The 20,361-nt window shown below is 61.2% G+C and carries 20 protein-coding genes and 4 tRNA genes; 18 read left to right on the forward strand and 6 right to left on the reverse strand.

Annotated features, from left to right (window positions below):
* Positions 1-16: 16 nt before the first annotated feature.
* The 3 genes from H3221_RS15985 to ltaE all read left to right on the forward strand — a co-directional run bounded on the left by H3221_RS15985 (position 17) and on the right by ltaE (position 2,577).
* A complete protein-coding gene (locus H3221_RS15985) occupies positions 17-295 on the forward strand; it encodes a topoisomerase II (RefSeq protein ID WP_196474559.1) in 279 nt (92 codons plus the stop codon).
* A gap of 111 nt (positions 296-406) precedes the next feature.
* The gene (gene astE, locus H3221_RS15990) at positions 407-1,420 is read left to right on the forward strand and encodes a succinylglutamate desuccinylase (protein ID WP_196474560.1); all 1,014 of its coding nucleotides are present in this window, start codon (positions 407-409) and stop codon (positions 1,418-1,420) included.
* A gap of 152 nt (positions 1,421-1,572) precedes the next feature.
* A complete protein-coding gene (gene ltaE / locus H3221_RS15995; RefSeq protein WP_196474561.1) occupies positions 1,573-2,577 on the forward strand; it encodes a low-specificity L-threonine aldolase in 1,005 nt (334 codons plus the stop codon).
* Here the strand turns inward: ltaE and H3221_RS16000 are convergent, their stop codons facing one another.
* Entirely contained in the window at positions 2,578-3,054 is a 477-nt protein-coding gene (locus tag H3221_RS16000; RefSeq protein WP_196474562.1) for a response regulator, read from the reverse strand.
* A gap of 391 nt (positions 3,055-3,445) precedes the next feature.
* Here H3221_RS16000 and alaS point away from each other — a divergent pair, with 391 nt between their 5' ends.
* The 7 genes from alaS to H3221_RS16035 all read left to right on the forward strand — a co-directional run bounded on the left by alaS (position 3,446) and on the right by H3221_RS16035 (position 8,461).
* A complete protein-coding gene (gene alaS, locus H3221_RS16005; protein ID WP_196474563.1) occupies positions 3,446-6,070 on the forward strand; it encodes an alanine--tRNA ligase in 2,625 nt (874 codons plus the stop codon).
* Between the two features lie 100 nt (positions 6,071-6,170).
* On the forward strand, positions 6,171-7,409 hold the full coding sequence (locus tag H3221_RS16010; protein ID WP_160020294.1) for an aspartate kinase: 1,239 nt from the start codon (positions 6,171-6,173) through the stop codon (positions 7,407-7,409).
* A gap of 190 nt (positions 7,410-7,599) precedes the next feature.
* The gene (gene csrA, locus H3221_RS16015) at positions 7,600-7,785 is read left to right on the forward strand and encodes a carbon storage regulator CsrA (RefSeq protein WP_003244478.1); all 186 of its coding nucleotides are present in this window, start codon (positions 7,600-7,602) and stop codon (positions 7,783-7,785) included.
* A gap of 61 nt (positions 7,786-7,846) precedes the next feature.
* A tRNA-Ser gene (locus tag H3221_RS16020) sits at positions 7,847-7,937 on the forward strand.
* 74 nt (positions 7,938-8,011) lie between these two features.
* A tRNA-Arg gene (locus H3221_RS16025) sits at positions 8,012-8,088 on the forward strand.
* A 111-nt stretch (positions 8,089-8,199) separates the two neighbouring features.
* Positions 8,200-8,276 (forward strand) — tRNA-Arg (locus H3221_RS16030).
* A gap of 108 nt (positions 8,277-8,384) precedes the next feature.
* Positions 8,385-8,461: transfer RNA gene (locus H3221_RS16035), tRNA-Arg, on the forward strand.
* A 44-nt stretch (positions 8,462-8,505) separates the two neighbouring features.
* On the opposite strand, the gene H3221_RS16040 is transcribed toward H3221_RS16035, so the two are convergent.
* A complete protein-coding gene (locus tag H3221_RS16040) occupies positions 8,506-9,000 on the reverse strand; it encodes a DUF4124 domain-containing protein (protein WP_224490637.1) in 495 nt (164 codons plus the stop codon).
* A 323-nt stretch (positions 9,001-9,323) separates the two neighbouring features.
* On the opposite strand from H3221_RS16040, the gene mgtE reads away from it, so the two are divergent.
* Positions 9,324-10,766 (forward strand): magnesium transporter, encoded by a 1,443-nt coding sequence (gene mgtE / locus H3221_RS16045; protein ID WP_160020292.1) that lies wholly within the window; start codon positions 9,324-9,326, stop codon positions 10,764-10,766.
* A 6-nt stretch (positions 10,767-10,772) separates the two neighbouring features.
* On the opposite strand, the gene H3221_RS16050 is transcribed toward mgtE, so the two are convergent.
* The 3 genes from H3221_RS16050 to H3221_RS16060 are packed head-to-tail and all read right to left on the reverse strand — an operon-like array spanning position 10,773 to position 12,339.
* On the reverse strand, positions 10,773-11,234 hold the full coding sequence (locus H3221_RS16050) for a nuclear transport factor 2 family protein (RefSeq protein WP_196474564.1): 462 nt from the start codon (positions 11,232-11,234) through the stop codon (positions 10,773-10,775).
* A gap of 29 nt (positions 11,235-11,263) precedes the next feature.
* A complete protein-coding gene (locus H3221_RS16055) occupies positions 11,264-11,560 on the reverse strand; it encodes an Atu4866 domain-containing protein (RefSeq protein ID WP_224490645.1) in 297 nt (98 codons plus the stop codon).
* A 44-nt stretch (positions 11,561-11,604) separates the two neighbouring features.
* Positions 11,605-12,339 (reverse strand): SDR family oxidoreductase, encoded by a 735-nt coding sequence (locus H3221_RS16060; RefSeq protein WP_397428070.1) that lies wholly within the window; start codon positions 12,337-12,339, stop codon positions 11,605-11,607.
* A 163-nt stretch (positions 12,340-12,502) separates the two neighbouring features.
* Here H3221_RS16060 and H3221_RS16065 point away from each other — a divergent pair, with 163 nt between their 5' ends.
* From H3221_RS16065 to H3221_RS16080, 4 genes are all read left to right on the forward strand, one after another.
* Entirely contained in the window at positions 12,503-13,399 is an 897-nt protein-coding gene (locus tag H3221_RS16065; RefSeq protein ID WP_196474612.1) for an AraC family transcriptional regulator, read from the forward strand.
* Positions 13,400-13,600: 201 nt separating this feature from the next.
* Positions 13,601-13,858 carry an OadG family protein gene (locus tag H3221_RS16070; protein ID WP_196474566.1) on the forward strand — a complete coding sequence of 86 codons (258 nt, stop codon included), beginning with the start codon at positions 13,601-13,603 and terminating at the stop codon, positions 13,856-13,858.
* A 23-nt stretch (positions 13,859-13,881) separates the two neighbouring features.
* Positions 13,882-15,657, forward strand: coding sequence for a sodium-extruding oxaloacetate decarboxylase subunit alpha (gene oadA / locus H3221_RS16075; RefSeq protein WP_196474567.1), 1,776 nt, complete (start codon positions 13,882-13,884; stop codon positions 15,655-15,657).
* Between the two features lie 10 nt (positions 15,658-15,667).
* On the forward strand, positions 15,668-16,804 hold the full coding sequence (locus H3221_RS16080; protein ID WP_192981042.1) for a sodium ion-translocating decarboxylase subunit beta: 1,137 nt from the start codon (positions 15,668-15,670) through the stop codon (positions 16,802-16,804).
* Between the two features lie 81 nt (positions 16,805-16,885).
* Here H3221_RS16080 and H3221_RS16085 read toward each other — a convergent pair whose 3' ends face one another.
* A complete protein-coding gene (locus H3221_RS16085; RefSeq protein WP_003461866.1) occupies positions 16,886-17,212 on the reverse strand; it encodes an Arc family DNA-binding protein in 327 nt (108 codons plus the stop codon).
* A 377-nt stretch (positions 17,213-17,589) separates the two neighbouring features.
* Between H3221_RS16085 and phnC the strand changes: the two genes are divergently transcribed.
* From phnC to phnE, 3 genes are all read left to right on the forward strand, one after another.
* Entirely contained in the window at positions 17,590-18,414 is an 825-nt protein-coding gene (phnC, locus tag H3221_RS16090) for a phosphonate ABC transporter ATP-binding protein (RefSeq protein ID WP_192981041.1), read from the forward strand.
* A 54-nt stretch (positions 18,415-18,468) separates the two neighbouring features.
* The gene (phnD, locus tag H3221_RS16095) at positions 18,469-19,470 is read left to right on the forward strand and encodes a phosphonate ABC transporter substrate-binding protein (RefSeq protein WP_196474568.1); all 1,002 of its coding nucleotides are present in this window, start codon (positions 18,469-18,471) and stop codon (positions 19,468-19,470) included.
* 82 nt (positions 19,471-19,552) lie between these two features.
* Positions 19,553-20,344 carry a phosphonate ABC transporter, permease protein PhnE gene (phnE, locus tag H3221_RS16100; protein ID WP_196474569.1) on the forward strand — a complete coding sequence of 264 codons (792 nt, stop codon included), beginning with the start codon at positions 19,553-19,555 and terminating at the stop codon, positions 20,342-20,344.
* Positions 20,345-20,361: the final 17 nt, after the last annotated feature.

Here is a 20,361-nt window from a genome sequence, read left to right on the forward strand (position 1 = left end):
GATTCCCGGAGATTTTATGAGCGACGCGCTGCAACTGATTCTTGAAGATAACGACGGTACCCAGCTGGAGACCTCCTGCAGTCGCTTCGCCGTGGTCTGGCAGGGCAAGGAGCTATGGGTACAGGCCGTTGGTGATCAGTTGCTGATCGGTGTCGATGTGGAAGAGGGCGATACCGAGTACGTCAACCTGCTGTTGCGTCCACAGGCCACCAACCTGGTGAGCCTGCAGCTGGAGATGGAGCCGATGATTGCCGATGACGATGGTCATGTTCATGGTCCGGACTGCAACCACTGATTGAATCTTGTAGGGTGTGCCGGGCGGCGCTCCGCTTCAGCCCACCAAGGCTGGCCGCTGTTGGTGGGCTTAAGCCCACCCTGCAAAAATGCTGCTAACCAAGGAGTCCCCATGCTTGCCCTCGGCAAACTGCTTGAACTGACCCTGGCCGGCCACGAGCCGTCGGCGAAGATTCAACTGACGCCCGATGGTACGCGTCTGCGCTGGCTCGATGAGGGAGCGCTGGAGGTGACTCCGCCTGCAGCGCGCGACAATGGCCTCGACCTGCTGCTTTCTGCCGGTGTCCACGGCAACGAAACCGCGCCAATCGAGCTGCTCGACCGTCTGCTGCGCGGCATCGCGCGCAATGAACTGCATCCGGCTGCGCGTATTCTCTTTCTATTCGGCAATCCCGAGGCGATGCGCCGCGGTGAGCGCTATATCGAGCAGGACCTCAATCGCCTGTTCAGTGGTCGTCACGAGCAATCCAGTGGCTTCGAGGCCATTCGTGCCTGCGATCTGGAGCACCTGGTCGCCACCTTTTTCGGCAAGCAAACGGGTCGCACTCGCCTGCATTACGACCTGCACACGGCTATTCGCGGCTCGAAGATCGAGCAGTTCGCCCTCTATCCCTGGCAGGAAGGTCGCGCTCACTCGCGTCGCGAGCTGGAGCGTCTGCGCGCTGCCGGTATCGAGGCGGTGCTGCTGCAGAACAAGTCGTCGATCACCTTCAGCGCCTACACCTATGCACAGCTCGGCGCCGAGGCCTTCACCCTTGAGCTGGGCAAGGCGCGTGCCTTCGGCCAGAACGAGTTGGTCAACCTCGATCTGCTGGAGAATGCGCTGCGCGCACTGATCGAAGGGCGCAATGTGATCAGCGGCGAGCCAACGCTCGATGGCTTGCAGCTGTTTGCGGTGTCACGTGAGGTCATCAAGCACAGCGACAGCTTCCGGTTGCACCTGCCGGACGACATCGAAAATTTCACCGAACTGGAGCCCGGTTACCTGCTTGCCGAAGACATCGCCGACAGCCGCTGGATAGTGGAAGAGAAGGGGGCGCGGATCATCTTCCCTAATCCCAAGGTCAAGAACGGCCTGCGCGCCGCCATTCTCATCGTCCCGGATGACGGTGCCGGCTTGCTGTAGCCCGGATGCAATCCGGGGATGACCGGCACATTTTCCCGGGATTGCATCCGGGCTAAGGTGTCGGCAAGTCGCTTTATCGCGCAACTGTATCTTTCACCGTCTGTGCGACCTCTTTAGCATGAGCCTTTCGCCAATTGCCGGGAAAGCCTGTCATGCCCCTGATCGACCTGCGTAGCGACACCGTCACCCAACCTACCGCCGCCATGCGCGAAGCCATGATGGCTGCCGAGCTGGGTGATGATGTATATGGCGAAGACCCCACGGTAAATCGTCTGGAGGCCTGGCTGGCCGATGAGCTGGGCTTCGCGGCGGCGCTGTTCGTCCCCACCGGCACCATGAGCAACCTGCTGGGCCTGATGGCCCACTGCGAACGCGGTGACGAATACATCGTGGGCCAGCAAGCGCACACCTACAAGTACGAGGGCGGCGGTGCGGCCGTACTCGGCTCCATCCAGCCGCAGCCGATCGACGGCGAAGCCGATGGCTCTCTGGATCTGGCCAAGGTCGAAGCGGCGATCAAGCAGGACGACTTCCACTTCGCCCGTACCCGTCTGCTGGCGCTGGAAAACACCATGCAGGGCAAGGTGCTGCCGCTCGACTACCTGGCTGCCGCCCGCGAACTCACTCGTCGCCGTGGCTTGAGCCTGCACCTCGATGGTGCCCGCCTGTACAACGCGGCGGTCAAGCTCGGTGTTCCGGCGCGCGAGATCACCCAGCACTTCGATTCGGTCTCGGTGTGCCTGTCCAAGGGGCTCGGTGCGCCCGTTGGCTCCGTGCTCTGCGGCAGCGTTGCGCTGATCGCCAGGGCGCGACGCCTGCGCAAGATGGTTGGCGGTGGTATGCGCCAGGCTGGTGTGCTGGCAGCGGCAGGCTTGTATGCGCTGCAGCATCAGGTCGAGCGCCTGGCCGAGGACCACGCCAACGCGGCACGCCTGGGCAGCGCTCTGATCGAACTGGGCTACAGCGTCGAGCCGGTGCAGACCAACATGGTCTACGTGCAACTCGGTGAGCGGGCCGGCACGGTCAAGGCCTTCATGGCCGAGCGCGGTATCGCGGTGAGTGCCGCGCCCCGCTTGCGCCTGGTCACCCATCTGGATGTTGGCGCCGAGCAGGTCGAGCAGGTTGTGCAGGCCTTCACCGAGTTTTCTCGCGTCTGATCAGCTCGGGAAGTTCGGCAGGCACAGGCTGGCGGAGGGGCTCTGCAGCTCGCCGTAGTGGTGGGGTTCGATGGCCACCGGCAGTAGCAGGGATACCGCTTTGTAGAATTCCAGCAGCTTGCGCAAGGCAGGTGGAGAGGAGGGTTTCTGCAGGAAACCCAATGCTTGTATGCCAAGCTGCCTGGCTTGTCGGGTTGCCTGCTCGAGCTGTGCGCGGTGACTGTTGCCGTGCACGATCAGGGCGTAGAAGGCGCGTTGCTCGCTCAATTGCCTGAGCCACGCCAGACGAGCCTCGTCATCCGGCAGCAGGTCGCAAATCAGGATGTCCGGGCTGCCACGGCGCGCCATCAGGTCGGCGGCCTGCGCGGTGTCCTCGGCGGTCATGACCTGGTAGATCCCGCAAGCGTTCAACTGCTGATGCATGGCCAGCAACTGGTAGGGGTTGTGTTCGAGGAGAAGTATCTTGAGCGCGTGCATGGGGCCTCCCGACTGACGACAGCTGCGGCCACTCTAAAGATGGGCGGGGAGGGGCTGTATAAGACGTGTCTGAAAAGCGTGGGGCTCTTCCTTCATTGCATCAATGGTGTTTTGCTCGATTTTCTGCAGGTGATAGGGCGGCACAGTCGAGAAAGGCACTAGCCGCGGGCTGTAGGCCCGATATAATGCGGCCCTTTCAGACTGCGCGAAATCTGCTGCGCTCGGTCATGTGGCGTTAAAACAGGCTGCTCGCCAGCTCGGTCGACATGCTCAATTTACAGCTTGTACACCGCGTTTCTCCTGTTTGACCTTGCCTGGCCCTTGCTCGCCTTGTTCGCGTGGTCTGCTTTGCCGGCTTTTGCCGTGGCCGCCTGACTCCGTGGATATCCCTATGAAAAGCGCAGAAATCCGTGAAGCCTTCCTGAGCTTCTTCGAAGAAAAAGGGCACACCCGTGTCGCTTCCAGCTCGCTGATTCCGGCGAACGACCCGACCCTGCTGTTCACCAACGCGGGCATGAACCAGTTCAAGGACTGCTTCCTGGGCCTGGAAAAGCGCGCCTACACTCGCGCCACCACCAGCCAGAAGTGCGTGCGCGCCGGCGGCAAGCACAACGACCTGGAAAACGTTGGCTACACCGCGCGCCATCACACCTTCTTCGAAATGCTGGGCAACTTCAGCTTCGGCGACTACTTCAAGCGCGATGCCATTCATTACGCCTGGGAATTCCTGACTTCCGACAAGTGGCTGAATCTGCCCAAGGAAAAGCTCTGGGTCACCGTCTACGCCACCGATGACGAGGCCTTCGAGATCTGGAACAAGGAAATCGGTGTTCCCTCCGAGCGCATGATCCGCATCGGTGACAACAAGGGCGCGCCGTACGCCTCCGACAACTTCTGGGCGATGGGCGATACCGGCCCGTGCGGTCCGTGCACCGAGATTTTCTTCGACCATGGCGAGCACATCTGGGGCGGCCCACCCGGCAGTCCGGAAGAAGATGGCGACCGCTACATCGAGATCTGGAACAACGTGTTCATGCAGTTCAACCGCACTGCTGACGGTGTTCTGCATCCGCTGCCGGCTCCGAGTGTGGATACCGGCATGGGTCTGGAGCGCATCAGCGCCGTGCTGCAGCACGTCAACTCGAACTACGAGATCGACCTGTTTCAGAACCTGCTGGCCGCTTCGGCCAAGGCCGTCGGCTGCGCCAATGAAGGCCAGGCCTCGCTGAAGGTGGTGGCGGATCACATCCGTTCCTGCAGCTTCCTGATCGCCGACGGCGTGACCCCGTCCAACGAAGGTCGTGGCTACGTGCTGCGCCGCATCGTGCGTCGCGCTTGCCGCCACGGCAACAAGCTGGGCGCCAAGGGTAGCTTCTTCTACCAGATCGTCGCCGCGCTGGTAGCCGAGATGGGCGAGGCTTTCCCCGAGCTCAAGCAGCAGCAGGCGCATATCGAGCGCGTGCTGAAAACCGAGGAAGAGCAGTTCGCCAAGACCCTGGAGCAGGGCCTGAAGATCCTCGAGCAGGATCTGGCCGGCCTGCAGGGCTCGGTCATTCCTGGCGATATCGTGTTCAAGCTGTACGACACCTACGGTTTCCCGGTCGACCTGACTGCCGACATCGCCCGCGAGCGCGAGCTGTCGGTGGACGAGGAAGGTTTCGAGCGTGAAATGGAGGCACAGCGCGAGCGCGCCCGTTCCGCCAGTGCCTTCGGAATGGACTACAACGCCCTGGTCAAGGTCGACAGTGACACCCGTTTCCTCGGCTACGAAGGCACCAGCGGCAGCGGCAAGATCATCGCCCTGTTCAAGGCTGGCGACGCGGTCGACAGCCTTGCCGAAGGCGAGGAGGGTGTGGTGGTGCTGGATCAGACCCCGTTCTACGCCGAATCTGGTGGTCAAGTCGGCGATTGCGGCTACCTGGAAAGCGCTGGCGTGCGTTTCGATGTGCGCGACACCACCAAGGCCGGCGGCGCCTTCCTGCACCACGGTGTGGTAGCCAAGGGCGGTCTGAGTGTCGGCACCAGCGTCAAGGCCGAAGTCGAAGCGGGTGTGCGCCAGGCGACCGCGCTGAACCACTCCGCGACCCACCTGCTGCATGCCGCGCTGCGTCAGGTGCTGGGCGATCACGTTCAGCAGAAGGGCTCGCTGGTCGACAGTCAGCGCCTGCGTTTCGACTTCAGCCACTTCGAGGCGATCAAGCCCGAGCAACTGAAGCAGCTGGAAGACATCGTCAACGCCGAGATTCGCAGGAATTCCGAGGTCGAGACCGAGGAAACCGATATCGAGACCGCCAAGGCCAAGGGCGCCATGGCGCTGTTCGGCGAGAAGTACGGCGACCAGGTGCGGGTGCTGAGCATGGGCGGCGACTTCTCCGTCGAGCTGTGCGGTGGCACACACGTATCCCGTACCGGCGATATTGGCCTGTTCAAGATCACCAGCGAAGGCGGCGTGGCCGCTGGCGTGCGTCGTATCGAGGCGGTCACTGGCGCGCAAGCGCTGGCCTGGCTCAACGGTGCCGAGGAGCAACTCAAGGAAGCCGCGTCCCTGGTCAAGGGCAGCCGCGACAACGTGCTGGATAAGCTCTCGGCGCTGATCGAGCGCAACCGTCAGCTGGAAAAGGAGCTGGAGCAGCTCAAGGCCAAGGCCGCCAGTGCCGCCGGTAACGACCTGGCCGGTTCGGCCGTGGACGTCAGGGGTACCAAGGTGCTGGCTGCGCGTCTCGATGGCCTGGACGGCAAGGCGCTGCTGGCGCTGGTCGACCAGTTGAAGAACAAGCTGGGCAGCGCAGTGATCCTGCTCGGCGGTGTGTTCGATGAGAAGGTGGTGCTGGTCGCCGGTGTGACCCAGGATCTGACTACCAGGGTCAAGGCCGGTGACCTGATGCGTCAGGCCGCTGCAGCCGTGGGTGGCAAGGGCGGTGGTCGCCCGGACATGGCTCAGGGCGGCGGCGTAGATGCCGGCAAACTGGATGAAGCCCTGGCTCTGGCTGCTACCTTGGTCGAGCAGGCTTCGTAACGAGCGAGAGCGGGGCCCGCAGTGCGTCCGGCGGGCCTTGGCAGTATGACCCGATGCGGGTTTAATGGGCGCCCTTCGAGGAATCAGGCGGCTTTTTGAAATGGCTTTGATCGTACAGAAGTTTGGGGGCACCTCCGTCGGCACCATCGAGCGCATTGCGCAGGTGGCCGACAAGGTGAAGAAGTTCCGCGAGAACGGTGACGACATCGTCGTCGTGGTTTCCGCCATGAGCGGCGAAACCAACCGCCTGATCGATCTGGCCAAACAGATCACTGATGGCGACCCGGTTGCGCGTGAGCTGGATGTCATGGTGTCCACCGGCGAGCAGGTGACCATCGCCCTGCTGGCGATGGCGCTGATCAAGCGTGGCGTGCCGGCGGTGTCCTACACCGGCAACCAGGTGCGCATCCTCACCGACAGCGCACACAACAAGGCGCGCATTCTTCAGATCGATGACCAGAAGATTCGCGCTGATCTCAAGGCCGGTCGCGTCGTCGTCGTCGCCGGTTTCCAGGGTGTCGACGAGCACGGCAGCATCACCACACTGGGGCGTGGTGGTTCCGACACTACCGGTGTGGCCCTGGCTGCGGCGCTGAAAGCCGATGAGTGCCAGATCTATACCGACGTCGATGGTGTCTACACCACTGACCCGCGTGTGGTGCCCAAGGCTCAGCGTCTGGAAAAGATCACCTTCGAGGAAATGCTGGAAATGGCCAGCCTCGGCTCCAAGGTGCTGCAGATTCGCTCGGTGGAGTTCGCCGGCAAGTACAACGTCCCGCTGCGCGTCCTGCACAGCTTTCAGGAGGGGCCGGGCACCCTCATTACCCTTGATGAAGAGGAATCCATGGAACAGCCGATCATTTCCGGCATCGCTTTCAATCGCGACGAAGCCAAGCTGACCATCCGTGGGGTGCCGGATATCCCTGGCATCGCCTTCAAGATTCTCGGCCCGATCAGCGCGGCCAACATCGAAGTGGACATGATCGTGCAGAACGTCTCGCACGATAACACCACCGATTTCACCTTCACCGTGCACCGCAACGACTACAACAACGCTCTGGGTGTGCTGCAGAAGACTGCAGACGAGCTGGGCGCCCGAGAAGTGGTCGGTGATACCAACATCGCCAAGGTCTCCATCGTCGGTGTTGGCATGCGCTCCCACGCCGGTGTCGCCAGTCGCATGTTCGAGGCCCTGGCCAAGGAGACCATCAATATCCAGATGATCTCCACCTCCGAGATCAAGGTTTCCGTGGTGATCGAAGAGAAGTATCTGGAGCTGGCGGTACGCGCTCTGCATACCGCTTTCGAGCTGGATGCCCCGGCCCGACAGGGCGAGTGATTGCACTGATTTGAAAGGCGCGGCTGGTTCCGCGCCTTTCGTCTTTTTGACTGGCACGTGGGAACTTTCTTTCTACGCGGGCTGGTCAATACTTGGGTGGAGGCTTTCAGGCTTGATTTAGCAGGAAGCCGGCACCATTTTCTTTTTGCAGACTGTTGTCCTGAGAATGTAATCCGTTGAGGAGAAAGGAATGCTGATTCTGACTCGCCGGGTCGGAGAGACCCTGATGGTCGGTGATGATGTGACTGTCACCGTGTTGGGTGTGAAAGGTAACCAGGTGCGTATTGGTGTCAATGCGCCGAAAGAGGTTGCCGTACACCGTGAAGAAATCTACCAGCGCATCCAGAAAGAGAAGGGTGACGAACCAAGCCACTAATTTTTCTACAAATTTTTGTTTGCAAACGGGGAAAACATGTTTATCATGCGCCCCGTGTTGCGGAGAGGTGGCCGAGTGGCCGAAGGCGCTCCCCTGCTAAGGGAGTACACCTCAAAAGGGTGTCGGGGGTTCGAATCCCCCCTTCTCCGCCATTATTCAGCGAGTCGGGCGCAAGCCGGGCTGGCGAATCAACCAGAGGTGATCTGGTATAAAAGCACCAAAAAGTGGACTCATAGCTCAGCTGGATAGAGTACTCGGCTACGAACCGAGCGGTCGGAGGTTCGAATCCTCCTGAGTCCGCCATTTTCAATGGCTTGCATCGCTTGCAAGCCATTTTGTTTCAGCCAGTGGTGGTCTGGTCTAAAAACACCATAAGATCGCACGAAAGGCATTGCCTTGAAGGCGTTCTGCAACGGACTCATAGCTCAGCTGGATAGAGTACTCGGCTACGAACCGAGCGGTCGGAGGTTCGAATCCTCCTGAGTCCGCCATATTCAATGGCACTGCAGCGATGCAAGGTCATGTTTCAACCAGCGGTGATCTGGTCTAAAAGCGCCAAAGATCGCACTAAAGGCGCTGCCTTGAAGGCGTTCTGTAACGGACTCATAGCTCAGCTGGATAGAGTACTCGGCTACGAACCGAGCGGTCGGAGGTTCGAATCCTCCTGAGTCCGCCATACTGAAAGGGCCTGCAGTGATGCAGGCCCTTTTTCTTTGCGCGTCATTTCTTCACGCAACCGGCCTCGTCGAAGCTGACCTGTCGGCTGCTGCCGCCTTTGCGTTTTTCTTTGTAGTGATAACGCTGCTGCCCGTTGCTGGCTGTGACCCTGTCCGGTTTACCCAGGCTGTTCTCCACGTCGGCACGGCTCATGCCGCTGCGGACTTCCTTGCGGATGATTGCCTGGCGCTTCTCGCTGCTGGTCAGCAGGTTGCCGCAGCCGTCGTCTTGTTGACCAACTATGACCAGCTCCCCGGCGCTCGTTGGGCTGGGCATTGCGTGTCGGTCTGGGTTGGCAAGGGGAAAGGTCTTGCCACTGCTGGGCGTAGGGTTGCGCGTATCCTGCAGATGTTGCGCCTGATCGCTTGCGCAGCCGTGGCGGGTGAAGGTGACATGGCCGTCGGCCCCTGTACAACGGAACACGCTGGTGGCCGAGCTGTCTTCAACAGGGTAGAGAAGCGCAGCGGCCAATAGCGCTGCGACGTGCTTTCCTCGCATGAACAGTCCTCCGTGACGTTCGCCTCCTTCAGGTTAGACCCTTTTTTCGCGCTCGCCAGGGTGTCCTGGGGCGCGTCGATGGCGTCGTATAGCCAGGTTTTCACGCGAGATCGAAGTTTGTGATGCAAGCAATTGTTCTTGCCGCGCTTTTGTCACGTACAAAGCTGTTTTGCGGTGTTATCATTCGCCGCGTCAGCCCCGCCGGGGCTTGTGGAATACCACCATGGACTTACCCAGTAGTTACTCAATACTCCCCTCGCACAATCGTGTAAGACCTGATTGATCCCCTCTGGCGTGCCCGCCAACTGGGGGTGGAGCGCGCTATGACTGAAGTAGAAGCCAAAAAGCCGCAAGAGAGCTTGCAGGATCGCCTGGCCCAGGTGATCGAACTGCTGCACCGGCACAAACTGGTCGAAGACCTGACCCATCGTCAGGAAGGCCAGCATCACGACCGGGTCGAGAACCTGGTGCATCGTCAGAATCTCGTCGAGCTGCAACGCAAGCTCGAAGATCTGCACCCTGCGGATATCGCCCACATCCTCGAAGCCCTGCCGCTGGATGAGCGTCTGACCGTCTGGCAATTGGTCAAGGCCGAGCGCGACGGCGACATCCTGCTGGAAGTGTCCGACGCGGTACGAGAAACCCTGATCGCCGACATGGACGATCACGAGATTCTCGCTGCGGCCAAGGACATGGACGCCGACGAACTCGCCGACCTGGCGCCAGAACTGCCGCGCGACGTCGTGCATGAGCTGATGGAGTCGCTCGACGCTCAACAGCGTGAGCGCGTGCGTTCGGCCCTGTCCTACGAAGAGGATCAGGTCGGTGCGCTGATGGACTTCGAGATGGTCACCATCCGCGAAGATGTCAGCCTGGAAGTGGTGCTGCGTTACCTGCGGCGCCTGAAAGAGCTACCGGGCCATACCGACAAGCTGTTCGTGGTCGATTACGACGGCGTGCTCAAGGGCGTGCTGCCGATCAAGCGCCTGTTGGTCAACGACCCGGACAAGCAGGTCGGCGAAGTCATGGCCGACGATCCGGTGAGCTTCCATCCGGATGAAGATGGCTACGACGCCGCCCAGGCCTTCGAGCGTTACGACCTGATTTCCGCGCCAGTGGTGGACAAGAACGGCAAGCTGATCGGGCGTCTGACCATCGACGAGATGGTCGACCTGATCCGTGAGGAAAGCGAAAGCGAAGTGCTGAACATGGCCGGTCTGCGCGAGGAAGAAGACATCTTCGCCTCGGTGTGGAAGTCGGTTCGCAACCGTTGGGCCTGGCTGGCGATCAACCTGGTCACCGCGTTTCTGGCGTCGCGGGTGATCGGCCTGTTCGAAGGCTCGATCGAGAAGCTGGTGGCGCTGGCCGCGTTGATGCCCATCGTAGCCGGTATCGGCGGTAACTCGGGTAACCAGACCATCACCATGATCGTACGCGCCATGGCGCTGGATCAGGTCAGCACCGGCAATACCAAGCGCCTGGTACGCAAGGAGCTCGGCGTATCCCTGATCAACGGTATCCTCTGGGGTGGGGTGATCGGCGCGGTCGCCTATGGGCTTTACGGCAGCTGGTCGCTGGGCGTGGTGATGACGGCGGCAATGACCCTGAACCTGCTGCTGGCAGCGCTGATGGGGGTGCTGATCCCCATGACCTTGGCACGCCTGGGGCGCGACCCGGCCATGGGGGCCAGTGTGATGATCACTGCCATGACCGACAGCGGCGGTTTCTTCATCTTCCTGGGACTGGCGTCGATCTTCTTGCTGTAGGTCGCTTCAGTTCATCAGTTCGACCAGCCGCCAGGTATCGAGAAAGGCCGTGACCCTTGTGATCCGGCCGTTGTCCAGCTGCATGTGCCATGAGTAACTGTTCTCGTAGCGGCTGCCGTCCTTGGCAGTCGCCTGGCCATCCCAGTGCACGACCACGTAGGGTCCTTGCGCCACGATCTGGCGGATGGTGGGCACGATGGGTGTCGCCAGTTTGTCAGTGATGGGTTTGACTGCATCTTCCATGAACGCCTCGCGTGTAGGGTAGGTCCCGGAGTACGGGCTGCTGCCGGCCACGACCCAGACGGCATCATCGGCCAGCAACTGGAAGATGCCTCCCTGGCCTGCGCGCCAGTCATCGAAGGCTTTCTGAATCAGGGCCTGATTGGCCGCCGTGGTGTCACTTGCCCAGGCCGGGAGGCAGAGTGATGCGCTCAGTAGCAATGCAGCGATGATCTTTTGCATGTTCATAGGCTTTTTCTCTTGGCTGATGGGTATCGTTACTCGTTGGTTGGGAGGGCTTTACGGCGCAGTACCATGCCGCCGTGGTAGAGCACGTCGTCGACGAACTCACCGTCGGCGGTAAAACCGGTGTCGTCGACGTAGTCGATGTGGTTGCCGGTGACGCGGTAGTGACCTTGATAGGCGCTTTCGCGATTGCCGCGTGCCTCGTCATACCGGCCGTTGGCCAATAACTCATGGCGGACACGGCCGTCGTCCGTTACCCACATGCCTACATAAGGGTGCGGGTGCTCGGATTGCGCGATTGCCACGCCGGTTAGCAGGGCACCGCTCATCAACAGTGCCGTGGCAGTGTTCTTCGCAGACATGGTGGACTCCATCAATAGGGGCTGGCGGTCGGACGCACGATCAGTTCGCTGACGTCGACGTCGTCGGGCTGTTCGACTGCATAGGCCACGGCGCGGGCGATGGCGTCTGGCGCTATGGCGACGCGCCGGAAAGCTTTCATCGCCTCGCGCGCACTGGCATCGGAGATGCTGTCGGCCAGTTCGGACTCGACCACGCCGGGGCAGATCGTGGTGACGCGGATGCGCTCGCCTTCCTGGCGCAGGCCTTCGGAAATCGCCCAGACGGCATACTTGGTGGCGCAGTAGACCGCCGCTGTCGGCGATACGGCGTGGGCGCCGATGGAGGCGATATTGATGACCTGGCCGCGTCCGCGCTCTTCCATGCCTGGCAGCACGGCGGCAATACCGTGCAGCACGCCCCTGATGTTGACGTCGATCATGCGGTTCCACTCATCCACCTTCAGGGCGTTGAGCGGCGACAGCGGCATGACGCCGGCATTGTTGATGATCACGTCGATGGGCCCGTGATGCGTTTCGGCATGCTCGACGAAGGCCTGCATGTCATGCAGTTGGCTGACGTCGACGGCGTGGCAGGAGGCATGTTGACCTTGTGCCTGCAGCTCTTCTGTCAGTGCCTGCAGGCGTTCGATGCGTCGGGCGCCGAGTGCCACTCGGTGACCCAGGCTTGCCAGGTGTCTGGCGGTGGCTTCGCCGATGCCGCTGCTGGCGCCGGTGATGAGGATGACTTTGCTCATGTCGGTCTCCATTGCGTTATGGAGCTTCCATGCTAGGCAGGGGCGGGCCGGCTGCTAAGTCTCGTTACTCTTTCGATATTGCCTGTTTCTATTGAATGCTTCCTACAATGCTCGGGTATTGATCACGAGTCGAAAGCGGCGCATGAGCATGAGTCCTGAGAGCATCAAGCGACGTATGGTCGAACTGATGCTGCGCCTGGCCCCCGAGGAGGGGTACACCGCGGCGCAGCTCGATGGGGTTACCTTCATGCGCTCCAATCGCGCGCTGCCGGTTACTCCGGCGTTGTATGAGCCGAGCATCGTGATCGTGATCCAGGGGCGCAAGCGCGGGCTGCACGACGGCAATCTGTATGTTTACGATGCGCAGCACTATCTGGTGCTGGCGCTGCCCCTGCCGTTCTCCATCGAAACCGAGGCCAGTGCCGAAGAGCCCATGCTGGGGGTGGCGCTGCGTGTCGACCCACTGTTGGTGGCCGAATTGGTCATGGATCTGGAAGAGCCCCAGCCAACTCAACCGGCAACGCTTTATTCCAGCCCTATGGATGCGCGCTTGAGTGACGCCACGTTGCGCCTGCTGGAGGCCCTGGCCGACCCTGACGAGGTGCGCCTGCTCGGCCCATCGATTCTGCGTGAGATCGTCTTTCGCGTGCTGCAGGGTGAGCAGGGCAGTGGCCTGCGGGCGACCCTGGCGCAGAACAGTCATTTCGGCCGTATTGCTCGCGTCCTGCAGCGGATTCACCGGGATTATCAGGAGTCGCTCGATGTGCCCTCGCTGGCCGAAGTCGCCAGCATGAGCGTGCCGACCTTCCATGTGCATTTCAAGGCGATGACCAGCCGTTCGCCGCTGCAGTACCTCAAGGCCATTCGCCTGCATCAGGCGCGGCTGCTGATGATCCGCAGCGACATGAGTGCGCTCAGTGCTGCGCAGTGCGTCGGGTATGAAAGTCCGTCGCAGTTCAATCGGGAGTTCAAGCGCCTGTTCGGGCGCACCCCTGGCGATGAGACGCGCCACTTCAAGACCCTGCTGAGGCTTGCTCCTGCCGTTGATTCCGTGGCTCGCTCCACATCCTGAGGCTTCGCTTGCAGGGCCTTTATGCTTCTTTGGTAGTGGATGCTTATAAACCACTACATAAATAGCCCGTACGGCCCTATTGGCGTTTGCTTCAAACGCTCGTTTCACGCTAAGGTTCGCCAGCTTTGCCCAGGCGCTGACTCTGGGCGCTCCTAATCAATAATGAACGCAGCCGCCTGGCTGCTGGCCAAAGGAGCCAAGATGACCTCCAGTGAACTGCTGCTCGAGGGTGTCGAACTCATGCTGTTCGGCATGGGCTTCGTATTTGTCTTTCTGGTGTTGCTGGTGGGTGTGGTCAGTCTGATGTCACGTCTGATCGCGACCTTCGCTCCGTCCGCGCCGAGCCCGGCTATTTCTTCTCCAGCGCCTAGTTTCAGGTCAGCCAGCCATGAGCCGGATGCAGAAACACTGGTCGCCATCCAAACCGCTATTGCCCAGCACCGCGCGCGCCGCGGTTGATCAGGTTCAGAGGGAGCTCCTGTATGACTGCCGTAAAACAAGCACTCGGAATCACCGATGTGGTGCTGCGTGATGCGCATCAATCGATCCTGGCGACGCGTGTTCGTCTCGAAGACATGCTGCCGATTGCGCCCAAGCTCGATCAGGTCGGCTTCTGGTCGGTGGAATCCTGGGGCGGCGCGACCTTCGATGCCTGCATTCGTTATCTCGGTGAAGATCCCTGGGAGCGCATCCGCGAACTGAAGAAAGCCATGCCCAATACCCGCCAGCAGATGCTGCTGCGCGGGCAGAACCTGTTGGGCTACCGCCACTATGCCGATGACGTGGTGGAAAAGTTCGTCGAGCGCGCCGCCGTCAACGGCGTCGATGTGTTCCGCGTATTCGATGCGATGAACGACCCGCGCAACCTGGAAACCGCCCTCAAGGCCGTCAAGCAGCAGGGCAAGCATGCCCAGGGCACTATCTCCTACACCACCAGCCCGGTGCACACGCTGGACATGTGGGTCGATCTGGCCAAGCAGATCGAAGACATGGGCGCCGATTCGGTAGCGATCAAGGACATGGCCGGCATTCTTACGCCCTATACCGCCTTCGAGTTGGTGTCGCGCCTGAAGGCCAGCCTGGCGATCCCGATCCATATGCAGTGCCATGCAACCGCCGGGCTGTCGTCGGTGGCCATTCTCAAGGCGGTGGAAGCCGGTATCGACAACGTCGACACCGCGATTTCCTCGCTGTCGATGACCTATGGTCATTCGCCGACCGAGTCGGTAGTGGCCATGTTCCAGGGCACCGAGCGCGACACTGGGCTGAACCTGGCGCTGCTGGAAGAAATCGCCGCGTACTTCCGCGAGGTGCGCAAGAAATATGCGATGTTCGAAGGTAACCTCAAGGGCGTCGACTCGCGCATCCTGGTCGCTCAGGTGCCTGGCGGCATGCTCACCAACATGGAAAGCCAACTCAAGGAACAGGGCGCCCAGGACAAGTTCGACCTGGTGCTGGCCGAGATCCCCCGCGTGCGCGAAGACCTGGGTTTCATCCCGCTGGTGACGCCCACTTCGCAGATCGTTGGCACTCAGGCGGTGATCAATGTGCTCACCGGCGAGCGTTACAAGTCCATCACCAAGGAAACCGCCGGCGTGCTCAAGGGCGAGTATGGCGCCGCGCCCGCGCCGTTCAACGCCGAGCTGCAGGCCCGTGTACTCGACGGTGGCGAAGCGATCACCTGTCGTCCGGCTGATCTGCTTGAGTCCGAGATGGACAAGCTGACTGCCGAACTCAAGGGCATTGCTCAGGAGAAAGGCATCAAGCTGGCTGTCGACGAAATCGACGACGTCCTGACTTATGCGCTGTTCCCACAGATCGGCTTAAAGTTCCTGGAAAATCGCGGCAACCCGGCGGTCTTCGAGCCTGTGCCGACCGGTAAGCAAGCCCCGGCTCGCGAGGCAGGCAAGCCTGAGGTCTACACCGTCGAGGTCAATGGCAAGTCGTTCGTCGTGCAGGTGAACGAAGGCGGCGATATCGAAGGTATCAAGCCCGTCGGTGGTGCGGCGAGCACCGTACCGGCGGCTCCGGTCGCAGTGGGCGGCGGCGAGCCGCAAGCCGCGCCGCTGGCTGGCAATATCTTCAAGGTGTTGGTGCAGCCTGGTCAGGTCGTGGAGGAGGGGCAACTGGTGATCATCCTCGAAGCAATGAAGATGGAAACCGAGATCCGCGCCTTCAAGGCCGGTACCATCGGTGCCGTCAACGTCAAGGTCGGCGATGCAGTGGCAGTGGGCGCAAGCCTGCTGACCATCGGCTGAGGGGCGCGTCATGGAAAAGCTGCTCAAGCTCTGGCAGAGCACTGGTCTGTACCATCTGGAGCCCGGTCAGGCATTCATGATCGCGGTCTGCCTGTTGCTGATCTACCTGGCCATCAAGAAGGGCTTCGAGCCCCTGTTGCTGGTGCCCATCGGCTTCGGTGGCCTGTTGTCGAACATTCCGGTGGCCAACATGGCCGAGGGCGCGGGTTTCCTGCACCTGATCTATGAAGTGGGCCTGCCGACCAGCATCTTCCCGCTGCTGATCTTCCTCGGCGTCGGCGCCATGACCGACTTCGGTCCGATGCTGGCCAATCCGAAGACGCTGCTGCTTGGCGCCGCTGCGCAGTTCGGCATCTTCGGCACCCTGCTCGGCGCCCTGGCGATCACTGCGCTGGGCATTCCCGGCATGGAGTTCACCCTCAAGGAGGCGGCGTCCATCGCCATCATCGGCGGGGCGGATGGGCCGACCTCGATCTTCGTTACCTCAAAGCTGGCGCCTGATCTGCTCGGGCCCATCGCCGTCGCGGCCTATGCCTACATGGCGCTGGTGCCGTTGCTGCAGCCGCCGATCATGCGTGCGTTGACCACCAAGGAGGAGCGCGCCATCGTCATGCAGCAGTTGCGCCCGGTGGGGCAGACCGAGAAGATCATCTTCCCTATCGTACTGTGCGTTCTGATTGGCATGCTGCTGCCTGACGCCGCGCCGCTGATCGGCATGTTCGCCCTCGGCAATCTGTTGCGCGAGGCCGGTGTAGTCGAGCGCCTGGCCGATACTTCGCGTAATGCGCTGATCAATATCGTCACCATCTTCCTCGGTCTGACCGTGGGTTCGAAGCTGTCGGCCGAAGCCTTCCTGCAGCTCAAGACCCTGGGCATTCTCATGCTGGGCATGGTGGCGTTTTGCGCAGGCACTGCGGCCGGTGTGCTGATGGCCAAGCTGATGAACCTGTTCAGCAGCAACAAGGTCAATCCGTTGATCGGCTCGGCCGGTGTGTCGGCAGTGCCGATGGCGGCTCGGGTATCGAACAAGGTCGGTCTGGAAGCCAATCCGCAGAACTTCCTGCTGATGCATGCCATGGGGCCGAACGTGGCCGGGGTGATTGGCTCGGCGGTGGCGGCGGGGGTGTTGCTCAGTTTCGTTGGCTGATTGCGGCGCGGAGTTCGCTCCGTGCCTTTTCGTTGCCCACAAAAAAAACCGGCTCAAGGCCGGTTTTTTTGTGGGCTCGCCTCAGGCTTCTTCGGCGGCCATTTCCACGTCGTGGGCAATCAGAGCGACCAGCGCGTTCTGCTGGCGGCGCGACAACTGACGAAAACGCTGCAGCAATTCACGCTCGTGGAGGCTCAGTTCAGGGCTGTCGAGGCGCAGGCTGAGATCGTCATCCAGAGCACCTTCCTGAAGCATGCTTTGCTCCAGGCGGGCGATGATTTCCGAATTCATGCTGCGGTGATGGTTGCGTGCTACGTCAGCGATACGCTCACGCATGCCATCTGGCAAGCGAACGACAAATTTGTCAGCCGTGCGGCTGGAATAAATAGCCTGTTTCATAGGGCGCATACATTACCGGTTAGTTCAGGGAGCGATACTGGTAGTCAGTGTCGAGATTGTCACCGGTTTGACCGTGTTTCGCACTAGCCGTTCAACCGGTATCGCGTTCTGCGTCATTATGACCCGAGAGTCATCTGAACAATTCCTTGACGCCAAATACGTGTCGGATTGTGAATCAGGTGGCGGCTTTATGCCAGCACCGATTGTCTGAAATGCGCTGTATTCGGCAGAAGTCATGCTGATGCTGTGCTCGATTATAAAAGTTTCGGTCACTCAATCGTCATCACTGATTCACAAGTCTGACACAGCCTGCGCCTACCTTGGTCTACACCAGAAGGCGCCAGTTCGCTGCCTTCGTATCGACAATGATAGTAGAGGGCCAGCCCATGCGCGCAGCGATTCGAGTCGACCGTCTGAACAAAAGCTTCGGCCGTAAACAGGCATTGTTCGATCTGGCTCTCTCGGTACAGCCGGGCGAAATGGTGGCGTTGATCGGCGCGTCGGGTTCGGGCAAGTCGACCCTGCTGCGTCATCTTGCTGGCTTGGCGCGCGGCGATGCCGGCAGTATCGAAGTGCTCGGGCGGCAGGTGCAGGCCGATGGCCGTCTGAACGGCGATGTGCGTCGTCAGCGTGCCGATATCGGCTACATCTTCCAGCAGTTCAATCTGGTGGGACGCCTCAGTGTGCTGCAGAACGTGCTGCTCGGTGGTCTGGGGCGCATGCCGCGCTGGCGTGGCAGTCTCGGGCTGTTCAATGCCGAGGAAAAACAGCGTGCCATGCAGGCGCTGGAGCGGGTCGGTCTGGCCGAGTTCGCTGCTCAGCGTGCTTCGACCCTCTCAGGCGGGCAGCAGCAACGCGTGGCTATCGCCCGCGCGTTGTGCCAACAGGCCGAAGTGATTCTCGCCGATGAACCGATCGCCTCGCTCGACCCGGAGTCGGCGCGCAAGGTGATGGAGATTCTCGCCGACATCAACCGTCACGACGGCAAGACAGTGGTGGTGACTCTACATCAGGTCGACTACGCGGTGCGCTATTGCCAGCGTGCGGTTGCGCTGAAGGGTGGGCGCATCCATTTCGATGGCCCGACCACGGGCTTCAACCCCGATTTCCTCAACGACCTCTACGGCGGCGATCTCGATATCAGCCTGCTGCTGCCGCAAGGGCAGCGCCCTCGGGCTGTAGAGCGTCCGCTGACGCTGGCCAAGGCCTGACGTCACCTCCCTCACTCGAAACAACAACGCCAACCTGCAACAGGAGTGTGCTCCATGTTCAAACGCATCGGCCATATGCTGGCTGCCTCCGCGCTCGTCACCGGTTCCCTGCTGGGCTCGGCCCAGGCCGCCGAGGAACTCAACTTCGGCATCATTTCCACCGAGTCCTCGCAGAACCTCAAGGCCATGTGGGAGCCCTTCCTGGCCGACATGAGCACGCAGACCGGCGTGAAGATCAACGCCTTCTTTGCCCCTGACTATGCCGGGATCATCCAGGGCATGCGCTTCGACAAGGTCGATGTGGCCTGGTACGGCAACAAGTCGGCGATGGAAGCGGTGGACCGCGCTGGCGGCGAGATCTTTGCCCAGACCGTGGCGGCCAACGGCGCGCAGGGTTACTACAGCCTGCTGGTGGCGCACAAGGACAGCGCGATCGACTCGGTCGAGGACATGCTCAAGAACGCCAAGAACCTGACCTTCGCCAACGGCGACCCCAACTCCACTTCCGGCTACCTGGTGCCTGGCTACTACGTGTTCGCCCAGAACAACGCAGACGCCGGCAAGATCTTCAAACGCTCGCTCAACGGCAGTCATGAGGTCAACGCCTTGTCGGTGGCCAACAAGCAGGTCGATGTCGGCACCTTCAACAGCGAGGGCATGGAGCGCCTGGAAGTGACTGCGCCGGACAAGGCCGCGCAACTCAAGGTGATCTGGACCTCGCCGCTGATCCCGTCCGACCCGATCGTCTGGCGCAAGAACCTGCCGCAGGAAACCCGCGACAAGCTGCGTGACTTCTTCATGAACTACGGCGCCAAGCCGGAAGAGAAGAAGGTACTCGCAGGCCTGCAGTGGGGTCAGTTCAAGGCTTCCGACAACGATCAGCTGCTGCCGATTCGCCAGCTCGAACTGTTCAAGAAACGCACCGAAGTGGCTAACAACGCCACGCTCAAGGACGCCGACAAGCAGGCTCAGCTCAAGGAACTGGATGCCGAGCTGGCCAAGCTGGAACAGCGTATGGCCGAGCGTGAGAAGCAAGGCGGCGCCAGCGCCGGCTGACCCCGAGGGCCGCCCCGCGCTGGTGGGGCGGCTCGCGCAACGCTCGCCGCTGAAGCGTCTCTAACAGGATCGAGAATTACCCATGACCACACTGACCACCGCCACCCCGGTCGCCGACGGCAAGCGCAGCTGGCCGCAACTTATTGGCTGGGGCCTGTTCTTCGCCGTACTTGCCTGGTCCTGGCAGGGCGCGGAAATGAACCCGCTGGCGCTGGTGCGCGATGCCGACAACATGGCCACCTTCGCCGCCGACTTCTTTCCGCCGGACTTCAGCAACTGGCAGCACTACCTCAAGGAGATGGTGGTCACCGTGCAGATCGCCCTCTGGGGTACGGTGCTGGCCATCATCTGCGCCATTCCTCTGGGCATTCTCTGCTCCGAGAACATCGTGCCCTGGTGGATCTATCAGCCGGTACGCCGAGTGATGGATGCCTGCCGTTCGATCAACGAAATGGTCTTCGCCATGCTCTTCGTCGTCGCGGTCGGTCTCGGCCCCTTCGCCGGCGTGCTGGCACTGTTCATCAGCACCACCGGGGTGCTGGCCAAGCTGTTCGCCGAAGCGGTCGAGGCCATCGACCCTGGCCCAGTCGAAGGGGTGCGCGCTACCGGTGCCAGCGCCTTGCAGGAGGTGATCTTCGGCGTCATCCCGCAGGTGCTGCCACTGTGGATTTCCTACTCGCTGTACCGTTTCGAGTCCAACGTACGCTCGGCCACGGTGGTCGGCATGGTCGGCGCTGGTGGTATCGGCGTGATCCTCTGGGAGGCTATCCGCGGCTTCCAGTTCGCCCAGACCTGCGCGCTGCTGATCGTGATCATCCTGGTGGTGAGCGCCATCGACATCCTGTCACAGCGCCTGCGCAAGCTCTTTATCTGAATAGGAGGGAGGGCGCC

It is taken from the genome of Pseudomonas chaetocerotis (assembly GCF_015712105.2).
In the GTDB taxonomy this organism is placed as follows: domain Bacteria; phylum Pseudomonadota; class Gammaproteobacteria; order Pseudomonadales; family Pseudomonadaceae; genus Aquipseudomonas; species Aquipseudomonas chaetocerotis.

Bases quoted from the DNA above. Each gene is read 5' to 3' on its own strand.
- H3221_RS16055 (WP_224490645.1), bottom strand. From the start codon at position 11,560: ATGAGCGGTGCCCTGCTAACCGGCGTGGCAATCGCGCAATCCGAGCAC.
- H3221_RS16000 (WP_196474562.1), bottom strand. From the start codon at position 3,054: ATGCACGCGCTCAAGATACTTCTCCTCGAACACAACCCCTACCAGTTG.
- phnE (WP_196474569.1), top strand. From the start codon at position 19,553: ATGACCACACTGACCACCGCCACCCCGGTCGCCGACGGCAAGCGCAGC.
- H3221_RS16010 (WP_160020294.1), top strand. From the start codon at position 6,171: ATGGCTTTGATCGTACAGAAGTTTGGGGGCACCTCCGTCGGCACCATC.
- oadA (WP_196474567.1), top strand. From the start codon at position 13,882: ATGACTGCCGTAAAACAAGCACTCGGAATCACCGATGTGGTGCTGCGT.
- H3221_RS16060 (WP_397428070.1), bottom strand. From the start codon at position 12,339: ATGGAGACCGACATGAGCAAAGTCATCCTCATCACCGGCGCCAGCAGC.
- H3221_RS16070 (WP_196474566.1), top strand. From the start codon at position 13,601: ATGACCTCCAGTGAACTGCTGCTCGAGGGTGTCGAACTCATGCTGTTC.
- H3221_RS16065 (WP_196474612.1), top strand. From the start codon at position 12,503: ATGGTCGAACTGATGCTGCGCCTGGCCCCCGAGGAGGGGTACACCGCG.
- phnC (WP_192981041.1), top strand. From the start codon at position 17,590: ATGCGCGCAGCGATTCGAGTCGACCGTCTGAACAAAAGCTTCGGCCGT.
- astE (WP_196474560.1), top strand. From the start codon at position 407: ATGCTTGCCCTCGGCAAACTGCTTGAACTGACCCTGGCCGGCCACGAG.
- ltaE (WP_196474561.1), top strand. From the start codon at position 1,573: ATGCCCCTGATCGACCTGCGTAGCGACACCGTCACCCAACCTACCGCC.
- phnD (WP_196474568.1), top strand. From the start codon at position 18,469: ATGTTCAAACGCATCGGCCATATGCTGGCTGCCTCCGCGCTCGTCACC.
- H3221_RS15985 (WP_196474559.1), top strand. From the start codon at position 17: ATGAGCGACGCGCTGCAACTGATTCTTGAAGATAACGACGGTACCCAG.
- mgtE (WP_160020292.1), top strand. From the start codon at position 9,324: ATGACTGAAGTAGAAGCCAAAAAGCCGCAAGAGAGCTTGCAGGATCGC.
- H3221_RS16085 (WP_003461866.1), bottom strand. From the start codon at position 17,212: ATGCGCCCTATGAAACAGGCTATTTATTCCAGCCGCACGGCTGACAAA.
- H3221_RS16080 (WP_192981042.1), top strand. From the start codon at position 15,668: ATGGAAAAGCTGCTCAAGCTCTGGCAGAGCACTGGTCTGTACCATCTG.
- alaS (WP_196474563.1), top strand. From the start codon at position 3,446: ATGAAAAGCGCAGAAATCCGTGAAGCCTTCCTGAGCTTCTTCGAAGAA.
- H3221_RS16050 (WP_196474564.1), bottom strand. From the start codon at position 11,234: ATGAACATGCAAAAGATCATCGCTGCATTGCTACTGAGCGCATCACTC.
- H3221_RS16040 (WP_224490637.1), bottom strand. From the start codon at position 9,000: ATGCGAGGAAAGCACGTCGCAGCGCTATTGGCCGCTGCGCTTCTCTAC.
- csrA (WP_003244478.1), top strand. From the start codon at position 7,600: ATGCTGATTCTGACTCGCCGGGTCGGAGAGACCCTGATGGTCGGTGAT.